This is a genomic window from Williamsia muralis NBRC 105860, assembly GCF_001598915.1.
In the GTDB taxonomy this organism is placed as follows: domain Bacteria; phylum Actinomycetota; class Actinomycetes; order Mycobacteriales; family Mycobacteriaceae; genus Williamsia; species Williamsia muralis.
Window position 1 is genome coordinate 525,035 of record NZ_BDAP01000004.1, and the last position, 17,168, is coordinate 542,202.

Annotated in this window: 13 protein-coding genes; all 13 read right to left on the reverse strand. The window is 57.0% G+C overall.

The genetic code is table 11. From position 1 onward, the window contains the following. Positions 1-15: 15 nt before the first annotated feature. Complete coding sequence (locus WIMU1_RS17860) at positions 16-1,536, reverse strand: tyrosine-protein kinase domain-containing protein (protein WP_371850304.1); 1,521 nt, start codon at positions 1,534-1,536, stop codon at positions 16-18. Between the two features lie 280 nt (positions 1,537-1,816). Beyond that, complete coding sequence (locus WIMU1_RS17865; RefSeq protein WP_062799277.1) at positions 1,817-2,788, reverse strand: GDP-L-fucose synthase family protein; 972 nt, start codon at positions 2,786-2,788, stop codon at positions 1,817-1,819. A 10-nt stretch (positions 2,789-2,798) separates the two neighbouring features. After that, a complete protein-coding gene (gmd, locus tag WIMU1_RS17870) occupies positions 2,799-3,821 on the reverse strand; it encodes a GDP-mannose 4,6-dehydratase (RefSeq protein WP_062799130.1) in 1,023 nt (340 codons plus the stop codon). A gap of 78 nt (positions 3,822-3,899) precedes the next feature. Further along, entirely contained in the window at positions 3,900-4,433 is a 534-nt protein-coding gene (locus WIMU1_RS25830) for a DapH/DapD/GlmU-related protein (protein WP_084248354.1), read from the reverse strand. Between the two features lie 24 nt (positions 4,434-4,457). Then, positions 4,458-5,690, reverse strand: a complete 1,233-nt coding sequence (locus WIMU1_RS17875) for a glycosyltransferase family 4 protein (protein WP_084248355.1) — start codon at positions 5,688-5,690, stop codon at positions 4,458-4,460. A 1,521-nt stretch (positions 5,691-7,211) separates the two neighbouring features. Beyond that, a complete protein-coding gene (locus tag WIMU1_RS17885) occupies positions 7,212-8,171 on the reverse strand; it encodes a GDP-mannose 4,6-dehydratase (RefSeq protein WP_062799136.1) in 960 nt (319 codons plus the stop codon). Next, entirely contained in the window at positions 8,168-9,283 is a 1,116-nt protein-coding gene (locus WIMU1_RS17890; RefSeq protein WP_084248356.1) for a glycosyltransferase, read from the reverse strand. Before WIMU1_RS17890 ends, WIMU1_RS17885 begins: the two co-directional genes overlap by 4 nt. After that, positions 9,280-10,389: a hypothetical protein gene (locus tag WIMU1_RS17895; RefSeq protein ID WP_147431367.1), complete on the reverse strand. Its 1,110-nt coding sequence runs from the start codon at positions 10,387-10,389 to the stop codon at positions 9,280-9,282. Before WIMU1_RS17895 ends, WIMU1_RS17890 begins: the two co-directional genes overlap by 4 nt. A 588-nt stretch (positions 10,390-10,977) precedes the next feature. After that, positions 10,978-12,294 (reverse strand): UDP-glucose dehydrogenase family protein, encoded by a 1,317-nt coding sequence (locus tag WIMU1_RS17900; RefSeq protein ID WP_062799141.1) that lies wholly within the window; start codon positions 12,292-12,294, stop codon positions 10,978-10,980. A 147-nt stretch (positions 12,295-12,441) separates the two neighbouring features. Next, positions 12,442-12,975 carry an arsenate reductase/protein-tyrosine-phosphatase family protein gene (locus WIMU1_RS17905; protein WP_062799142.1) on the reverse strand — a complete coding sequence of 178 codons (534 nt, stop codon included), beginning with the start codon at positions 12,973-12,975 and terminating at the stop codon, positions 12,442-12,444. Position 12,976: 1 nt separating this feature from the next. Next, a complete protein-coding gene (locus tag WIMU1_RS17910; protein ID WP_062799278.1) occupies positions 12,977-14,341 on the reverse strand; it encodes a sugar transferase in 1,365 nt (454 codons plus the stop codon). 936 nt (positions 14,342-15,277) lie between these two features. Further along, positions 15,278-16,054, reverse strand: a complete 777-nt coding sequence (locus WIMU1_RS17915; RefSeq protein ID WP_062799144.1) for an enoyl-CoA hydratase — start codon at positions 16,052-16,054, stop codon at positions 15,278-15,280. Further along, a complete protein-coding gene (locus WIMU1_RS17920; RefSeq protein WP_062799146.1) occupies positions 16,054-17,124 on the reverse strand; it encodes an enoyl-CoA hydratase/isomerase family protein in 1,071 nt (356 codons plus the stop codon). The genes WIMU1_RS17915 and WIMU1_RS17920 overlap by 1 nt, the downstream gene beginning before the upstream one ends. Positions 17,125-17,168: the final 44 nt, after the last annotated feature.

Sequence of the window (17,168 nt, forward strand, 5' to 3'; positions counted from 1 at the left end):
CATCGAGGCGTCGAATCACCTATGTGAAGGCGCTGACTCGAGAACCGCCTCGATGTCCTGATGCTTCGGAGCCTTCTTGCCGAATCGACTGAAGAACCCTGGCTTCTTCATCACGTCGGTGGAGCTGTAGTAGTAGCCGTACTTGTACGCGCCACCGCGCGTGGGGACATCGGTGAGAACGACACCGATGAGCTTGGCTTGCACAGCTTCAAGCTGTTCGATGCTCGCCGCGATATCGGGGATGCGGGACTGATTGGCCCGCGCGACCAGGACAACTCCGTCGGCCCACTGAGCCAAGACCGCCGCATCAGTAACGGGAAGAAGCGGTGGCGAGTCGATGATCACGTAGTCGAACATTGCCGAAAGGTTCTCGATGCCCTGGCCGGCCTTCTTTGAACCCAGCAGTTCCGCCGGGTTGGGGGGCTGGGGACCGCTGGCCAGGATCTGAAGGCCTTTCACCTCACTCGGCTGCAACAGGTCGGCCATCGAACCGTCGCCCTTGAGGTAGTTCGTCAAGCCGATGTCGCCCATGCCGCCTGTGCGGTGGTACACCTGCGGCCTCCGGAGGTCCGCGTCAACGAGAACGACACGCTTACCAGTCTCGGCCAATGCGGCGGCCAAGTTCATAGCAGTTGTCGTCTTGCCCTCTGCTGCCAGCGCGCTCGTCACAATGATTCGTCGTGACGGGTTGTCGACGCTCACAAACGAGAGATTGGTACGCAACTTTCGGTAAGCCTCTGCGGCCAAAGTGGCGCCGGAGCTGAAGTCGATCAGCCCTTGCTTCTTCAAAAGCTCATCAGACGGCACCGAGGCAAGCACTGGGGCTGTGGTGATTGAAGAAACTTCGTCCTCAGTGCGAATCTTGTTGTTGTACTTGTCGCGTAAAAAAACCGCGGCAACACCAAGCAACAGACCGATTACCAAGCCTAGAGCCGTGTTTCTCTCGGTACGGGGTGTAACGGGATCGTCACTTATGCTCGCAGGCGTTACGATCGTCAAATTAGCCAACGGCGTCTTACTGCCAGTCGGCGTCTCGAGACGGGTGACATACTCCGTCATTGATTTCGCAGCAGCGTTGGCAAGGTCAGCGGCAGTGTCCCGGTTGTGACTCTCGGCCGATATATTTAATAGCACGGTCTCCGGCGTAGTCGACGCACTCAACGCGGATCTCGCTTCGGCCATTGAAAGACCCAGGTCATCCGGGTCGAGAGCATCCGCCACGACTGCGTCAGAATCCACCAACTGCGTGTACGAAGTGACGCGCTGCTGCGAAGCCAGGGAACCCTGGTACGCCGTTTGCGCGTTGTTCTCGTTACCCGACGTTACATACAAAGTGGCAGTCGACCTATACGTTGGTTCCTGTAGCGCACTAAAAATCAGACCAGCTAGGCCACATAACAAGGTGATCACTAGAATCGACAGCCACCCACGCTTCAACACTCCTATAGATGTGCGAAACGCGTCCCTTGCCGGCTCCTCGAAGCGTTCTTGTGCATCTGCCATTGCAGCGAATCCAATCATCGACTTTGGTGCCATTTGGCACGTCTTGTAAGTTCGTCAATCCAGGCACCGGCCATTGCACTTGACCGTGGCCGACCGACCCAAGAAAACATCCCAACGATGCGGTGCCACCTACAGGACAATCGGCAGCTCGCAATCTCTCACCCATCGACCGGACGAGAGTCGAATGACCCACGGTCATATTATGCATCAACCGGCCCCGACGCGCGCATCGCTTGCACGTACTAGCTGGGGTGACAACATACGATCGTCCACCGCGGGGATACGAAATCTGCGACACACCAATATCACGGCCCTACAACCTGAGGGACGAAAGGTTGTCGCGGTACCAGGCAACGGTTGATCGAATGCCTTCCTCCAGCGAAATGCGCGGTGACCAGCCACTCTTCATCAATGTGCTGACGTCGAGCAGCTTCTGCGGCGTCCCATCAGGCTTCGATGTGTCCCACTCGGTGTCACCATCGAAGCCGACCGCTTCGGCGACCAGAGCAGCTATATCCGCAATCGTCTGGTCGACGCCAACACCTACGTTTACCTGCGAATCACCATCATAGTTCTCGAGAAGGTGCAAACAGGCCGACGCCATATCGGACACGTGCAAGAATTCACGTCGCGGATTACCGCTTCCCCAGTTGGTCACTGTGCCCTCGCCGTGCTGCTTCGCTTCGTCGTATCTGCGAATCAGAGAGGGCAGCACATGTGAACCCGTACGCGAAAAGTTGTCACCCGGGCCATACAAGTTAGTCGGCATAGCGGAGATCCACGGTAGTCCATACTGCCGCCTCACCGATTGAACGTGCAGTATTCCGGCGATTTTGGCAATGGCATATGCGTCGTTAGTTGGTTCCAGATGACCAGTAAGTAGGGAGTCCTCTTGAATCGGCTGGGCCGCGAACTTCGGGTAGATGCAAGAAGAACCGAGAAATAAGAGCCGTTCGACCTGATGCTCGAGAGCGGCATCAATAACATTGAGCTGGATCTGCAAGTTTTCAGAAAGAAAGTCTACGGGAAACTTACTATTAGCTTCTATTCCACCGACCTTGGCCGCAGCGAGGATAACCACCGGAGGCTTGACCTTCTCAAAGAACTCGAAGACATCCCGCCGGCGTCGGAGGTCGAGTTCGGAACTAGTGCGGCCGATCAGATTAGTGAAGCCCTCACTCGCGAGGTGATGCCATAACGCGGAACCCACCAGCCCCCGATGTCCCGCGACATACACCGGAGCATCTCGGTCAATTTCGAACGAACGGCCAAATAAGGAACTCATCACTTTACCTTCAATTCCACGAAGACACTTTCGGCTCATCGATCCAAGTAGACCCAGAACACTCCAGCGCAGATATGTCTGCGTCAACCATGATCCTCGCGAGTTCCGGAGTATGCACCGCGGGCTTCCAGCCCAAATCTCTTTCCGCTTTGCTCGCATCTCCAACAAGCGCGTCTACCTCAGTAGGACGCAAATAGCGCTCGTCGAACCGGACATGTTTCTCCCAATCGAGACCAGCATGGTCGAAAGCAGTAATCAAAAAATCACGCACGCAGTAATTTCCGCCAGTTGCGAGCACATAATCATCAGGCGAATCGGCCTGAAGCATACGCCACATTCCTTCGACATACTCCGGTGCATATCCCCAATCGCGAATCGCATCCAGGTTTCCCATATACACCACGTCTTCTACACCTGCCTTGATACGCGCAACGGCACGGGTGATTTTTCGGGTGACAAACGTTTCGCCACGACGCGGAGATTCATGGTTGAAGAGAATGCCGTTAACAGCAAAAATGTCGTAAGCCTCACGATAGTTCCGGGTGACCCAGTAGGCATACACTTTTGCCGCTCCATACGGAGAACGAGGATAGAATAGGGTGTCCTCGTTTTGGGGAGGAGGCGACGCTCCGAACATCTCAGAGCTCGAGGCTTGGTAGAAACGGCACTGCAAGCCTGCTAACCGGACCGCCTCGAGTAGTCGTATCGAACCGATCCCAGTTGTATCGCCCGTGTGCTCTGGCTCGTCGAAGCTAACCCTGACATGGGACTGAGCCGCTAAGTTGTAGACCTCATCTGGCTCGATAGTAGCCAGCAGCGTGACAAGACGTGCGCCGTCGCTCAAGTCACCGTAGTGAAGAAACAGTTTTGCGCCGGGTTCATGCGGATCCACATAGAGATGGTCTATTCGAGCCGTGTTGAATGAAGACGATCTTCGAATCAGACCGTGGACTTCATACCCCTTCTTCAGCAGAAGTTCAGCCAGATACGACCCGTCTTGGCCGGTGATGCCCGTAATTAGAGCTCGCTTCATTTTAATCTCCGCATCATTTCGGTTCAGGACACTTCCTCCAGACCAGTGAACGTTCACACTGGCTGAGCTCTTCGCAAATCAAAGAACGACTCCGCCTCGAACGACGTCTTTGTGAACAACAACGCCGGCCCCAACCACCGCTCCAGCCCCGACCACTACCCCGCGAAGAACTACGGCCCGTGTAGCTATCCACGCACCGTCACCAATCTCAATCGGGCCGTTATCGAACTCAAAGGACGGTGACCGCCGGTCATGGCTCCCCGTACACAGCATCGCCTGTTGTGAAACACAAACATCGCTTCCGATAGCAACCGGCTCAAGGTTCAAAATGTAGACACCTTCGCCCAGCCAACTATTCTTTCCGACAGAGAGCTTCCACGGCCAGTGAATTCGACAGTTCTGTCTAATGACAACTCGCTCGCCGATCTCGGCGCCAAACAAACGCAATATCCAGACGCGGACACCATTTGGGCACCACCAGCGGCTAAACAGCACACCAGATACAAATAGCCAAAGCACCTGGACAAACCATGGTCGCCCCTTGTCATATCCGAACCCAGTAAAGCTCGATAGGTCTCGGGGATATACAGTACCGGGCTTGTTATTGGTCATCTACGGACTCCCAGCCTCTAGGTCTCATGTCCCGCTCAATTCTTCTAAGACACACATGAAGTCAGCCGCGCTCTGACTGGCTGAAAGCTGGCCGGCGCAGTAGTCAAGACCCCAGCTGGCGAGGTCAGCCATTCTATTTGGATCGTCCCTGAGTTGACGCACAGCGCCGACAAGGATTTCGGGCGAACCCGCACCTACAACCACGCCCCCACCGGACTCGGCAACAACGTCTGCCGTAGTGCTCGCGGAGTTCGTACACGCTAGTACAGGCCGACCTGCAGCGAAATATGTGGTCAGCTTGCTCGGAACCGCCATTTCTACAACACCCGCCTTTTCATTTACTAACAAAATGTCGGAGGCTTTTAGGGCGTCGGTAAACTGGCCGTCGGGCAGGGGACTCACGAATCGCAATGATTCAATGCCGGTGGCCTGTGATTCTAGATCCTCGCGCTGATTACCATCGCCAAGTAACACAAACTCGATGTCCATATCCCCGCGATCCACCAAACGAGCTGCCTCAATCACATTCTCAAGCCCCTGCTTTACCCCCATGTTCCCAGCGTGCAAAACGATTGTCTTCTGAGCGTCCCAACCCAATCGCCGCCTCGCTTCAACCTTCCGACCCGTGCCGTCAGTGGCTACTTTGAAATGATTCCAATTTCGAATAACTCTTACGTTGCACGGGGGTACGCCCATCAATTCGACCGTTCTTGCAAATCGCTCGTGAATAACGCAGACCCGGTCGGCGCTCCTGAAAACGAAAGCCTCGACGAGGCCGAGCACACGAGCGATCTTGCTTCCCCCACTACCGGTTTCCGTCAAACCAAGAGAATAGATATCCTGGACCCAGACGATGATCTTTCTTTCACGATGGAATAGACGAGCGCGAAGGATCGCCAGAGCAGAAGCAAAAAGCGACGGTGAAACTAAGACCAACGTGTCTGCCGCGCCCCACCGCGACGCGATGGCTCGAAAACCGAAATGGAGTTCCATGAGGGACCTGTTGAGGAGTTTTGGTCGCCGCGGCACATAGTGCCGGATCCTCCTCAATCGAACACCGGCACTGACGCTAACCGAGGGAAGCATTTTCGATTCCGGGGTTACAAACCAAGACGGGTAGTGCGGATAGCTCGTAATCACGTCAACGCTGTGTCCGCTGCGGATTAGGGACTCCGCCATGCCGGTTGTGTACGGAGCAATGCCTGTTTGCTCCGGCGCGTAGTTCAGCCCAATTATTAGAACCGACTTACTTATCATGGCGATCCCTTCTAGCGACGACCAGCGACGGCGCGTCTGCGAGCACAGAAGTACGTGTGCGGGCGGTGCAAATCCATAGCAGCAGAACCACAACTACAAAACGTGACATCGATTGAAGCAAGGAACCTCTGAGTATTAGAACAAGATAGACAGCAACCGGAATCATGAAGAAAGTGGAGACAGTTAACTGCGTAGTGAGGCCAGTCAGCCCGAAGCCCTGATTCCACGATGTCGAGAACCGCCCGTAGATACGCCCCAAAACCCAGAAACCCACCGCGACGCCCACGACGCCAAACGAAAGGTAGAGTTCACCCCAAAGCGGTGCAGATAGGTTCGCGTTTCCATACCGTATGTATTCGGCCAATACCGACCCGGTATCGATCGGCTTCGATGGCCACACTGATCTGGGCACCATAAAGAACACAGATCCAAGTAAATTGTCGCCGAATGAGAACCCGTTGCTGTGCACGTAGCTAATTAAATTTCCGACTTGAGGCATCGAGTCGTAATCAGTCTTGTTTAGCATCGTCCCTACCACCCCTGACTCCGCCGGCGTACTGGCCGCATTCGTGTACCTAAAAGCGTCGAGATAAGGGAAGACAAAGATACTGCCTATTACAAATCCGCCGGTGATAGATCGGACCCCCGCTTGCGAGCGACTCCAAGGAAACAGGAACAACAGGCTCAGCACTATTACTAAAAACCAGAAGCGCGAGGAGGATATTGGATTGTTTAATAGAATGTTGGAACATATCACCAACAGCAGAAGCGCGATCCATCCTCCACTTTGGCGCACCCGACTCTGAGAGATGAAGAGGAAGGCTATCGAGTAGAGGGCAACAAAGGGTAGGACGGAAGTGACGCTGGTCAGTATCGCGCCTGTGGCCTTCGAGTCGCTCGAGTAGTACCCGCCCGAGAACAGGAACTCGTTACGGGCTTGCCGGCTTGTAAAGAGTACCTCTAACCCACCGAGATACTGAACAAAAATGGGAGTAAGAATCACAGTCGCGATACCCAGCACCGCGACACGTCGCCTGCTCAAGTACCTTCGGGCAGTCGCCTGTCGAAGCCTTGTTCGGAAGCGCGCATCGGATTTGGGCCGCCTACGGACCGTGGTTCCCAGCCCGAGATCGTATGCAATCAGCCCTAACAGCACGAGAAGCGACTGAATTACGACGATGCTGTGATCGACGGAAGTCCCTAGGGGGTTCTTCGCGGCGAGGTACTGCAGTGTTGGCGCTACACCCAGCCACGTGTATGAGTACCCGAACAGAATCAGTGACACCCAATCGGGTCGACCGCGGGATGCAATAGTAGATAACCGTAGCGCGCTGTAGCCAACGACACTGTATTGCGCCACTAAAGCGGCGGGGTCCCTTCCGGGTTCGAGCGGCACCAAAGACGTTAACCACAGCGGAAGCAGCAAAGCGAGAGACAGGAAGAACAACAGCCCCCACACTAGCGATGGCGCGGGGGAATGGCGCTTACCAGTTGTAACGAGGTGACTAGTGGCGAGGCTTGTCATGCACTATTCTCACTGCGCGACAGGCACCAATCATACTGTCTGGCTAGTCCCTCCTCGAGACCAACCGTCGGTTTCCATCCCAGTTCTGCTTTGATTTTCGCGCTGTCCCCGTCCGTTCTTCTCACGTCCCCGGCCTGCGAACCAATCCGATTGACTCCTATCGGCGCGCCGTGAATATCCCCGAGGACCCGAATGACGTCATTGACGGTTGCGTGCGTTGCGCCCGAGAGGTTGTAGACCTGGCCCGAGGGTCGCGACGTTGCTGCAAGGATATTAGCTTCGACTATATCGTCAACATATGTGAAGTCTCGCACCTGAGTACCGTCGCCATACAGTGTCAGCTCTTCACCGGACTGCGCGGACTCGATAAATTTGGTGAAAGCCATATCAGGTCGCTGCCTGGGGCCATACACGGTGAAGTACCGGAGAGATGTGGAGTGCAACCCGAAATTCTCTGCGTATAGGCTCACGAGGTGCTCAGCGGAAAGCTTCGTCACTCCATACGGAGAAAATGGCCTAGGCACGCTCTGTTCTGTGCATGGCCACGATGCGGCATTGCCGTACACGCTTGAACTAGATGCGTACACAAAGGTAAGGTCTGTCCGCCCTCGCACCGACTCTAGGAGGCGTTGCGTGGCGAGCACATTCCGGTCGACGTATTCCGCGAATCCATCACTCCAAGAGCTTCGAACGCCAGGCTGTCCAGCTTGGTGATAGATTACGTCGCATTCGGCAACTACTGCGTCAACCAGCGACACATCGGTCCTCAGATCAGCCTCTACGAACGTGAAGTTGTCGTAGTTGCGCAGCAACTTCAGATTCTGTCGTTTACGTTCGGGGTCGTAATAGTCGGTTATGCAATCGATCCCAACAACGTCACAGCCGTCGTCTAACAAACGTTGGGCCAAAGTAGAGCCGATAAAGCCAGCGCTGCCAGTAACAACTTTGCTACTCATATCTTCGCTTCTCCGTATACTGTCTCGAGGGATTTCGCTACAGAGTCCATTGTGAATTCTGCGGTGACGAGGATCCTGCCATTCTCAGTCAGAGTGTCGTTCAACTCAGGCTCATTCATCAATCGCGTCAAGGCGGCCACAATGCCATCCACGGTGGTATCCACAACTAGCCCAGCGGCATATCGCTCTACATAGGGCGCGAGCCCACAACTAGTTGTTATTACTACCGCTGTGCCCGTCGCGAGGCTCTCAAGAACTATGTTCGGGAAGGGCTCATCTATCGAGGGAAGAACCATCACATCGTACTGTTCGAGCACTTTCCTTACTTCCGAATAGTGCAGCGCGCCAAAGTACGTTACTTCTGTTTCGATCCCTTTCTCTTTCACCATGTTGAGCGCATCACTAAGGGCACCTTCGTCGGGTCCATATATGTCAAGACGAACCCGCAGCCCTCGACCTACTAACCGATCGACCGCTTCGATCAAGTTGTTAAGCCGTTTGCGGGGGTGGATACGCGACACGAACACCACCCTTAGTTCCTCGCTGTACTGCCGCGGCTCTTTTTCCGATGCGCCGTCCACGCCATTGACTATGTGATAGCTCGCGTTCGGAATCCCTACTGATTCGATATCCCGCTTCTCGTACGGTGTGAGGTACAACATCGCGGCTGACGCCTTTATAGCTGGCCTAGTGAGCGCGCCGTCGTACAGTTTGTAAACGCGTCCGACTCGGTTCGCTAGCATCCCGTGCGTTTGCCAAACCACTGGCACACCAGATCTTGCGATCAACTTGATCGCGATCAAGATCCAGAGATCACGGCCAGAGTGGACGTGTACGCAATCGTAATTCCGGGCGTTCGACCTGATCCACTTTATCGCCGCAAAACTCAGTGCGGTTGCGAATCTATGGCCTGGCAAACGGCGGAACTTAAAAAGAGTCGCCTGGACGCCAAGCACTTGACGTGGAATTGGTCCGTCGCCTCTCCACAGACCTAGGATATGGCATTCGTTACCGCGCTCCGCCAAGGTGGTGCACTGCCGTCCGGTCCCACGCACGGGTCCCCCGTACTCCGCGCTGTCGCTCACCAGCGGTACTATATGCAGAACTTTCATGCCATTGCTCCGTTCGAGATTGTTTTCTTGCCGCGGGTTAGCTGCCCTTGCGAGCTGGAAGCGCTGTGCCGTCGGTGCTTCCCACTACGTTGTGTTGAGTCTGACCCGTCATTTCGAAAGATCAGAGATCCGCATCCTGCGACGCACCCAGATATAGTCAATTCCATCAAGAAACCGATCTCCGGGGACATTCCTATAACTGCGCACACAACTAGAACAGAAAATCCGACCGTGCCAGCCAGATATACCCAATTGCTACCCCCGTGGATGTGAACCAGGGCCGCCTGGACCGCGACCACCACGCCCATAGGCAGAATAATCGCAAGAACAATTATCAGGCCGACGCGATCCGGTAAAATGAAGTAGATGGCAAAGCCAGCGGAAGCGAGAATAACAAGCACGGCCAGCACCGCTGCGCGTATATACAGAGTGGCCCGCTCCCGTATCAGCTCACGGCGAGAGTACAACTCGTTGATTATCAAGAATCCCAGCATAGCTTGGACAAGAATGTAACCGATTAAGTAATAGTGCCACAGTCGGAAGTCTTGTGTCGATGCCATTCCGCGCACCACATTAACGTCGTTTCTGTATAGCATCGCCGACAGCGAGCCAGCTGCCAGAGTAGCCCAGGTTGTTTGCGAGACCGCACGTCGCGTGGGTATTAGCAGGAATATGACCCATGCAACCGGCGCCGATATCATCATCCATTTCGGATCTACGACCCCAAACGCTATGATCGCCGCGAGCCAGCCTAAATTTCGCGCGAGAATGAACGCCTGGTAGCTAGCTCTCTTTCCCCCGCTCAGGAGTTCGGAAGCATGTCCCCCGGTCGCGATTCCTGTAACGACCCCGCCTAGCCCAATCAGCGAAAGAGCGACGAACTCGGGCGCACTCAACGCTTCGGGGAATGTAAGAAGAATGGCTCCGGTCGCAGATGATGCGGCGACTAAGGCCGCTGAAAAGAGTCTTTTCGTGCTGTTTCTGTGGTCTGTCTGTACCGCCGCCGCTTGGCCGGCTTGAAGGGATGCGAGTCCCACGGCCATCGCGATGGTGACCGTTCGGTCAACTCCGAAAATTTCGGGTAGCGCCAGAATCACAGCGCTCACGAGCAGATTCCCGAGAGCCAGAGCCGCAGGCGCGACGCGCGAGTTTTCGATGGCCGGTCTCATCGCTACAAAACTTCAACTTTGCCCGGCGAGTCCGGTTTCACAAGAGAATTGGCGGAGACACGAGAGTGCGCCGCCAGATGGACGCCGCCCGCGACTACCGCCCCTGCGTAGATTTTGCTACCTGTACCCACTACCGGGTACTCGTTCCGTCCGTCCCGCCCGAGTGTGACGTTCTGGTACAGGACTACTTCTGGCTGTACTACAACCCCAGTTCCGATAACGATGCCTACCGGGTGCGGTAGACAGATTGCGCCCTCAAATCTGACGCCCGCGCCCACGTCACAACCAAATTGCGATATCAAACGGTTTCTGTAGAATGCGTGCGCTATCCCTGAAGAAGTCGACGCCAGACGAAACAATAGAGCCGCCCGAAGGGAGGGCGAAAGCGCCCAACGAATTGGCCAGAAGCGTCTCGGTTGCGAGCCGCTTACTTTGGCCATAAAGATGTAATCCTCTTTGGCCCAAAGAATTCGGTCTACTCCCAACACCACGCATCGCCTCTCTTGAACGACCGTCCTCGATAGCTCACCGTCGGCCGGTGCCCGTGTATTGCCAACCCGCGGATCGCCAGTGAACGGGATCGAGGCAATTCCTCCCGTCAATCACGTTCTTCGAACGAACGATATCGGCAATTTCGAATGGATTTGCCTCGCGAAACTCTTGCCACTCGGTTAGTACCAAGACCACGTCCGCACCGGCGCATGCGTCGGCTAAGCTCGTTGAATAGTTGAGGGTAGGAAAAAGAATCCGTGAGTTCTCCATTGCTTTCGGGTCGTAGACGTTCACCGACGCTCCCTGCAGCTGGATCTGCCCAGCAATGTTCAGGGCTGGAGAATCTCTAACGTCATCAGAGTCAGGCTTGAAGGCAGCTCCCAGCACCGCGACGCGCTTCCCGAGCAGTGACCCACCCAACGTCCTTTTTGTAGTTTCAACTAGGTTGGTGCGCCGCCGCATATTGATATTATCGACTTCTCTAAGAAAGGTCAGAGCCTCGTCGGCTCCAAGCTCGCCTGCTCGTGCCATGAATGCGCGTATATCCTTGGGTAGGCAGCCTCCGCCGAATCCGATCCCGGCATTCAGGAACTTTCTCCCGATCCGTTCGTCGTAGCCGATCGCATCTGCTAGCTCGGTCACATCACCGCCTGCCGCTTCGCAAACTTCAGCAATGGCGTTGATAAATGAGATTTTTGTCGCGAGGAAAGCGTTCGCAGATACCTTCACTAGCTCGGCAGTAGCAAGATTCGTGACGACAACCGGAACTCCATTCGATATGGGTGTCGCATAGATCTCCCGCGCGATTGCCTCGGCTCTACCCGCGTCGGCCGATCCCACTCCAAGAACCAGCCGGTCGGGACGGAGCGTGTCTTCAACTGCGTGCCCTTCTCGAAGAAACTCTGGATTCCACGCGACATCTACGGGCGCATTTGCGAGGTCCTGCATCTTCGCGGCCAGTCTCTCTGCGGTTCCCACCGGTACAGTCGATTTGCCGAAGACAATCGTCGGTCGATCGATCAAGGGCGCGAGACTTTCGACTACCGAATCAACGTAGGCGAGGTCGGCGGCGTATTCGCCTCTCTTCTGAGGTGTGCCGACCGCGAGAAAGTGAACGTCCGCGAATTGCGCGGCCTCTTCGTAGGAGGATGTGAACTCAAGCCGTCCTGCGGCTATGTTCCTCTTGAGAACATCTTCGAGCCCGGGCTCGTAAAAGGGGACCTCCCCGGACTGCAATTTTGCCAACTTCGACGGGTCGATATCTACGCCGAGTACTTCGTGTCCGAGTTCCGCCATACATGCAGCGTGCGTGGCGCCAAGGTAGCCGGTACCGAGAACAGTGATCTTCATGGCCCTGCCTTTACGTTGAGGATGTCTACTACTCGTGCTATTCACGATGGCCCAGTTCGTGGTTCCAACTTTGATTTGAGCCGGAAGTGGGTGTCTGCGGCGTTGCAGGAGGTCTGCCGCTACTGCGTGGCAAACTGACCCGACCTCCTACCTGGTTAAGTGGTGTTTGCCAGTGGGATAGGCCTCTTGCTTCTCAAGCCACTTCACGAGTGAATCAATTGATGATGCGATGTCGCTGGCCACTTCGTCGAAGACGTGCGCAGGTCTTCCGATTGGATCACGGATGTCCAGTTTCGGATCAGTTGGATCGATTGCAGGGCGTATAGATTGAGCGTCACGCATAGGTTCGATGGGTAGTTCTCTTAGCGCAAACATCCGCTTCCAGCGTGCGGGGGCCAGCTGTCTGGCAACGGCGCGGTGCTCGCGTGTCATACCTAGCAGGAGGTCGCAGTCGGCAGCGATATCTGGCGTCAACATTCGTGACTCGAAGTCACCCGTCTCAATGCCTAGGCCGTCGAGAACCCGCTCGCTTTCTGGATGCATCGGTTGGCCGTTCAACGCCCTTGTCCCCGCACTCGAAACATGCAAACCCAGTCCGAGTTCCATGTTGTAACGCTCGAGCAGTTTTTCGGCGACCGGCGAGCGACAGATATTTCCCGTGCAAACAAACAGAATCTTCATGTCAATACGCGCCGTCGCTTCGTACCACTGCGCGCACCGTCCGCCACAAGATCATCGCGTCCTGCATGATCGACCAGTTCTCGACGTACGAGAGGTCAAGGCGCACAGACTCTTCCCACGACAGGTCAGATCGGCCCGAGACTTGCCACAACCCTGTGATGCCCGGCCGAACGAGCATTCGTCGCGTGACCAGACCGCTGTACTGCTCCACCTCGTCGCGCAACGGTGGCCGTGGCCCTACAAGGCTCATCGAGCCACCCACCACGTTGAACAGCTGGGGAAGCTCATCAAGGCTGTAGCGACGCAGCTTCTTCCCCACTGTTGTCACCCGGGGGTCGTCGCGGAGTTTGAAGAGTACGCCGGCGCCCTCGTTCTTCTGGGCAAGCGCCGCCTTCTGCTTGTCTGCCCCGTCGACCATGGTGCGGAACTTCCACATATCGAAGGGCACGTTGCCCACGCCGATGCGTTCAGCGCGGTAGAAGATTGGCCCACTGGAGTTGATCTTCACTGCTATGGCGCAAGCGACCAGCACTGGAGCAAGCATCAACAGAAGGACTACGGCACCCAGGCGGTCGAACGCTGCCTTGAGGAACCGGTTGGCGCCGTCATACCTCGGTTTGTCGATGTGCAGAAGCGGCAAGCCGGCCACCGGCCGCACCATCATGCGGGGCCCGGCTACGTCGGTCACCCCCGGAGACACCAACATGTCGACGTTCATTCCCTCTAGATCCCAGGAGAGCTCTCGCATCGCGGAATGCCCGAGGGCCTCCGCCGACGTCACCGCCACGGTGGTCGCCCCGCACAAGGCGACGGCGTCACGGGCTTCGCCGAATGACCCATAGACCGGTATGTCGTGACCGTTGACCACGACCGGTCGGTGTTCGCTGCCCGGCGGCACGCAGAGCCCGACAACCTCGAAGCCGAGGCCGGGGTTCTTGTCCAGATGCTCAATCAAGGGAACCGCCGAGCTGGGCCCACCGACGACCAGCACCTGGCTCAGGTTTCGCCGGCGGAGACGGCTGTGGTGCAGAGCCTTGCGCCACGCCCATCGAGAGAGGAGGAGCCCTAGGGTTCCTAATGGCAGTGCGATCGCTATGAAACCGCGGGCGAGATTCAGTCGAAACGCGAGGTCCACAATCGCCAACAGTCCGAAGACTATGAAGCACGCGTTCAAGACGCGACTGTATTCATTCGGCCCATCGCCCACGATGCGTCGGTCGCTACTTTGGGTTGCTCGAAGGGTCAATACCCAGGCAACTATTAGACATGGTGTCACAATAAATGTGGTCATTGAAGCCGCCCGAGATATATCCTCGGGGACCCCGAATCGAATGTGCTGCGCAAGGAGGACCGCCGCCGTCACGATTAGGGCGTCCGTCCACCTGACCCGCGTGACGTAACGACTTGCCCAGCTGTCAGTACGGGGTTTGACCTGGGGTGATCGAGGTAGATCACGCGCGTCGCCAGGCCAGACGACGGCCGAAACTGACCCCTGACGTCTGGACACTATCCCTCCCTGTGCATCGCCAAAAACACCGCTGATCTCAGCAGTGAGTGTGTTAACGGCTTCTTAATAACGGACGACGCCGCAGTGTTTTCGCGTCAATTACATCCGTCGCGCCTGCATTGCGTACTACGGACGTTACTGCACATAGTCGCTACTCGCGCGGCGATGACAGCGCCAGGGCCACTTGGCTGAGTCCCGTTTTCTTCTACCCAAAACCGAGGAATGACCGATCGTTCGAAAATTGCGATAAACGGACCCGTCGTCCAAATTACTCGGTCCCATCCGGCTAGCTCCCCTGGCCATCCGCCGAGAGCCACGAAACACGATGTCAGCCACCACATAACGGCCGCTTCAAGCGGATCAGCCGGAACTGCGCCCGGCATCGCAACGTGTCCCGTGGGCCCGGGCGTCTTAGGGGTAGCAAATTGCCGGAAGGGCTTTGTGACAGTGGTCTCAGGCAAATACGCGTGATCGTAAAGGTCAAGAATTAACATGCCCGTAACATTCAGTAACTGCAGACGGGCGCTAGTTATGCCAGAACGGCCTCCCAGGCTGCCAGCCCGGCCAAGTTAGCCCCAGCTCGCGTGAAGGAGGGCTGCCGAGTATCGGCCCGGGCGAAACCTGGGCGTTGGGTCCCGTGTGACGACGTGCGTCCTCACCCCCAGCGGCGGGTGAAGAGTTGAAAAGGCCTGACTAGGTTTCCGACTGCGATGCAACGGCGCCGACCGGCTTTGAACTATCCCTTACGCACTTGAAGAGTGAACCAGATTGACGGCGCGTAGTGCGGCCGAAATGCTACTTGTTTGTGAACCGCGCCTCGCGCTTCTCCACGAACGCAGCCATACCTTCTGACTGATCTTCGGTCGCGAACGTGGAGTGGAAGACGCGCCGCTCGAACAGCACGCCCTCGGTCAGCCCGACTTCCTGCGACCGGTTCACTGCCTGCTTGGCCAATATGGTGATCGGCAGCGACAGCTCTGCGATAGTGTCCGCCACCTCGATCGCATCCTCCAGGTACGACTCAGTGGGCACCACCCTCGAGACCAGGCCGGCACGCTCGGCCTCGTCGACCTTCATGCGCCGGCCGGTCAGCACCATGTCCATGGCCTTGGCTTTGCCAATCGCCCGCGTAAGTCGTTGTGACCCACCGATTCCCGGGATCACGCCCAAGTTGATCTCGGGCTGACCGAATACGGCGTTCTCGGCGGCGATGATGATGTCGCACATCATGGCCAGTTCACATCCACCACCGAGGGCGAATCCTGCCACCGCCGCAACCACCGGAGTGCGGACCTCGGTGAGGTGCCCCCAAGCGCTGAAGAAGTCCTGGGAGAGCATGTCGACGTACGACTTGTCGGCCATCTCTTTGATGTCAGCGCCCGCAGCAAAGGCACGTTCGGAGCCCGCGATCACGATGGCACCCACAGACGCGTCGGCGTCGTACGCCTGTGCGGCTCCAACCACCTCGGTCATCAACTGAGAGTTCAACGCATTGAGTGCTTTTGGCCTGTTCAGCGTGATGATGCCGACCCGGCCCCGCTGCTCGGTGGTGATGGTCTCAAAGCTGCTCATCAGAACGCTCCATTCGTCAGTACAAGATCGTTGGGCACGGGGGCGAAGAAGTCGGCAACCACGGCGGGATCCACCTCGGTCAGTCCCCGAGGCGACCACTTCGGCGAGCGGTCCTTGTCGATCACCTGGGCCCGAATGCCCTCCGCAAGGTCGGGGTGGGTCAGGAAGTGGATCGACACCCGGAACTCACTCTCCAGGGCTTCTTCGAGGGTCGTATCGGCCGATATCTGACGCAGCGACCGCATGGTCACCTCCACCGACGTGGGCGATTTGGCTCCCACCACGTTCGCAGTGTCGTGGGCATCGGTTTCGTCGTGTCCGCGCAGGCGTTCGACGATGCCGACGCCGGTGTCGGCCGCGAAGGCATCGTCGATCCAGTGACGCTTGGTGAGCAGATCGGATTCGGGGGGAGCAACACAGAACTCGGCGATGGCGTCGTCAACGGGCTTCGTCGTGAGAGCAGAGACAAACTCCTCGATGCTCTCCGACGGCAGGAAATGGTCGGCGAATCCGATGGCGATGGCATCGGCGCCCCCGATCTGTGCCGCAGTCAGGGCCAGGTAGGTGCCCAGCTCGCCCGGCGCGCGCGCAAGCAGGTAGGTGCCACCCACGTCCGGGGAAAATCCGATCCCCACCTCGGGCATCGCCATCCTCGTGCGGTCAGTGACGATACGAGTGTTGGCGTGAGCGGACACTCCTACTCCCCCGCCCATCACGATCCCGTCCATCAGGGCTACGTACGGCTTCGGATAGTGGGAGATGTACGCGTTGAGGATGTACTCGTCTCGCCAGAAGTGCCCCGAGGGGGTGTTGACTGCATCATCCAAAGTGGTTGCAGCCGAGGCGTCTCGGTGGATGGCGACGATATCTCCGCCGGCACACAGCCCACGTTCGCCGGCGCCATCGAGCAACACGGCCTCGACCGCGTCGTCATCGGCCCATTCTCGCAGCGCCGCGTGGATGGCGGTCACCATCTCGTGCGTCAGCGCATTGATCGCCTTCGGCCGGTTCAGGGTGATGCGGCCGATCCGCCCCTCGGTACGAACAAGGACGCTGCTCTCGTCTGACATGACTCTCCATTGATCGACTGCCGGGCGCCTCACATAGTTGCATA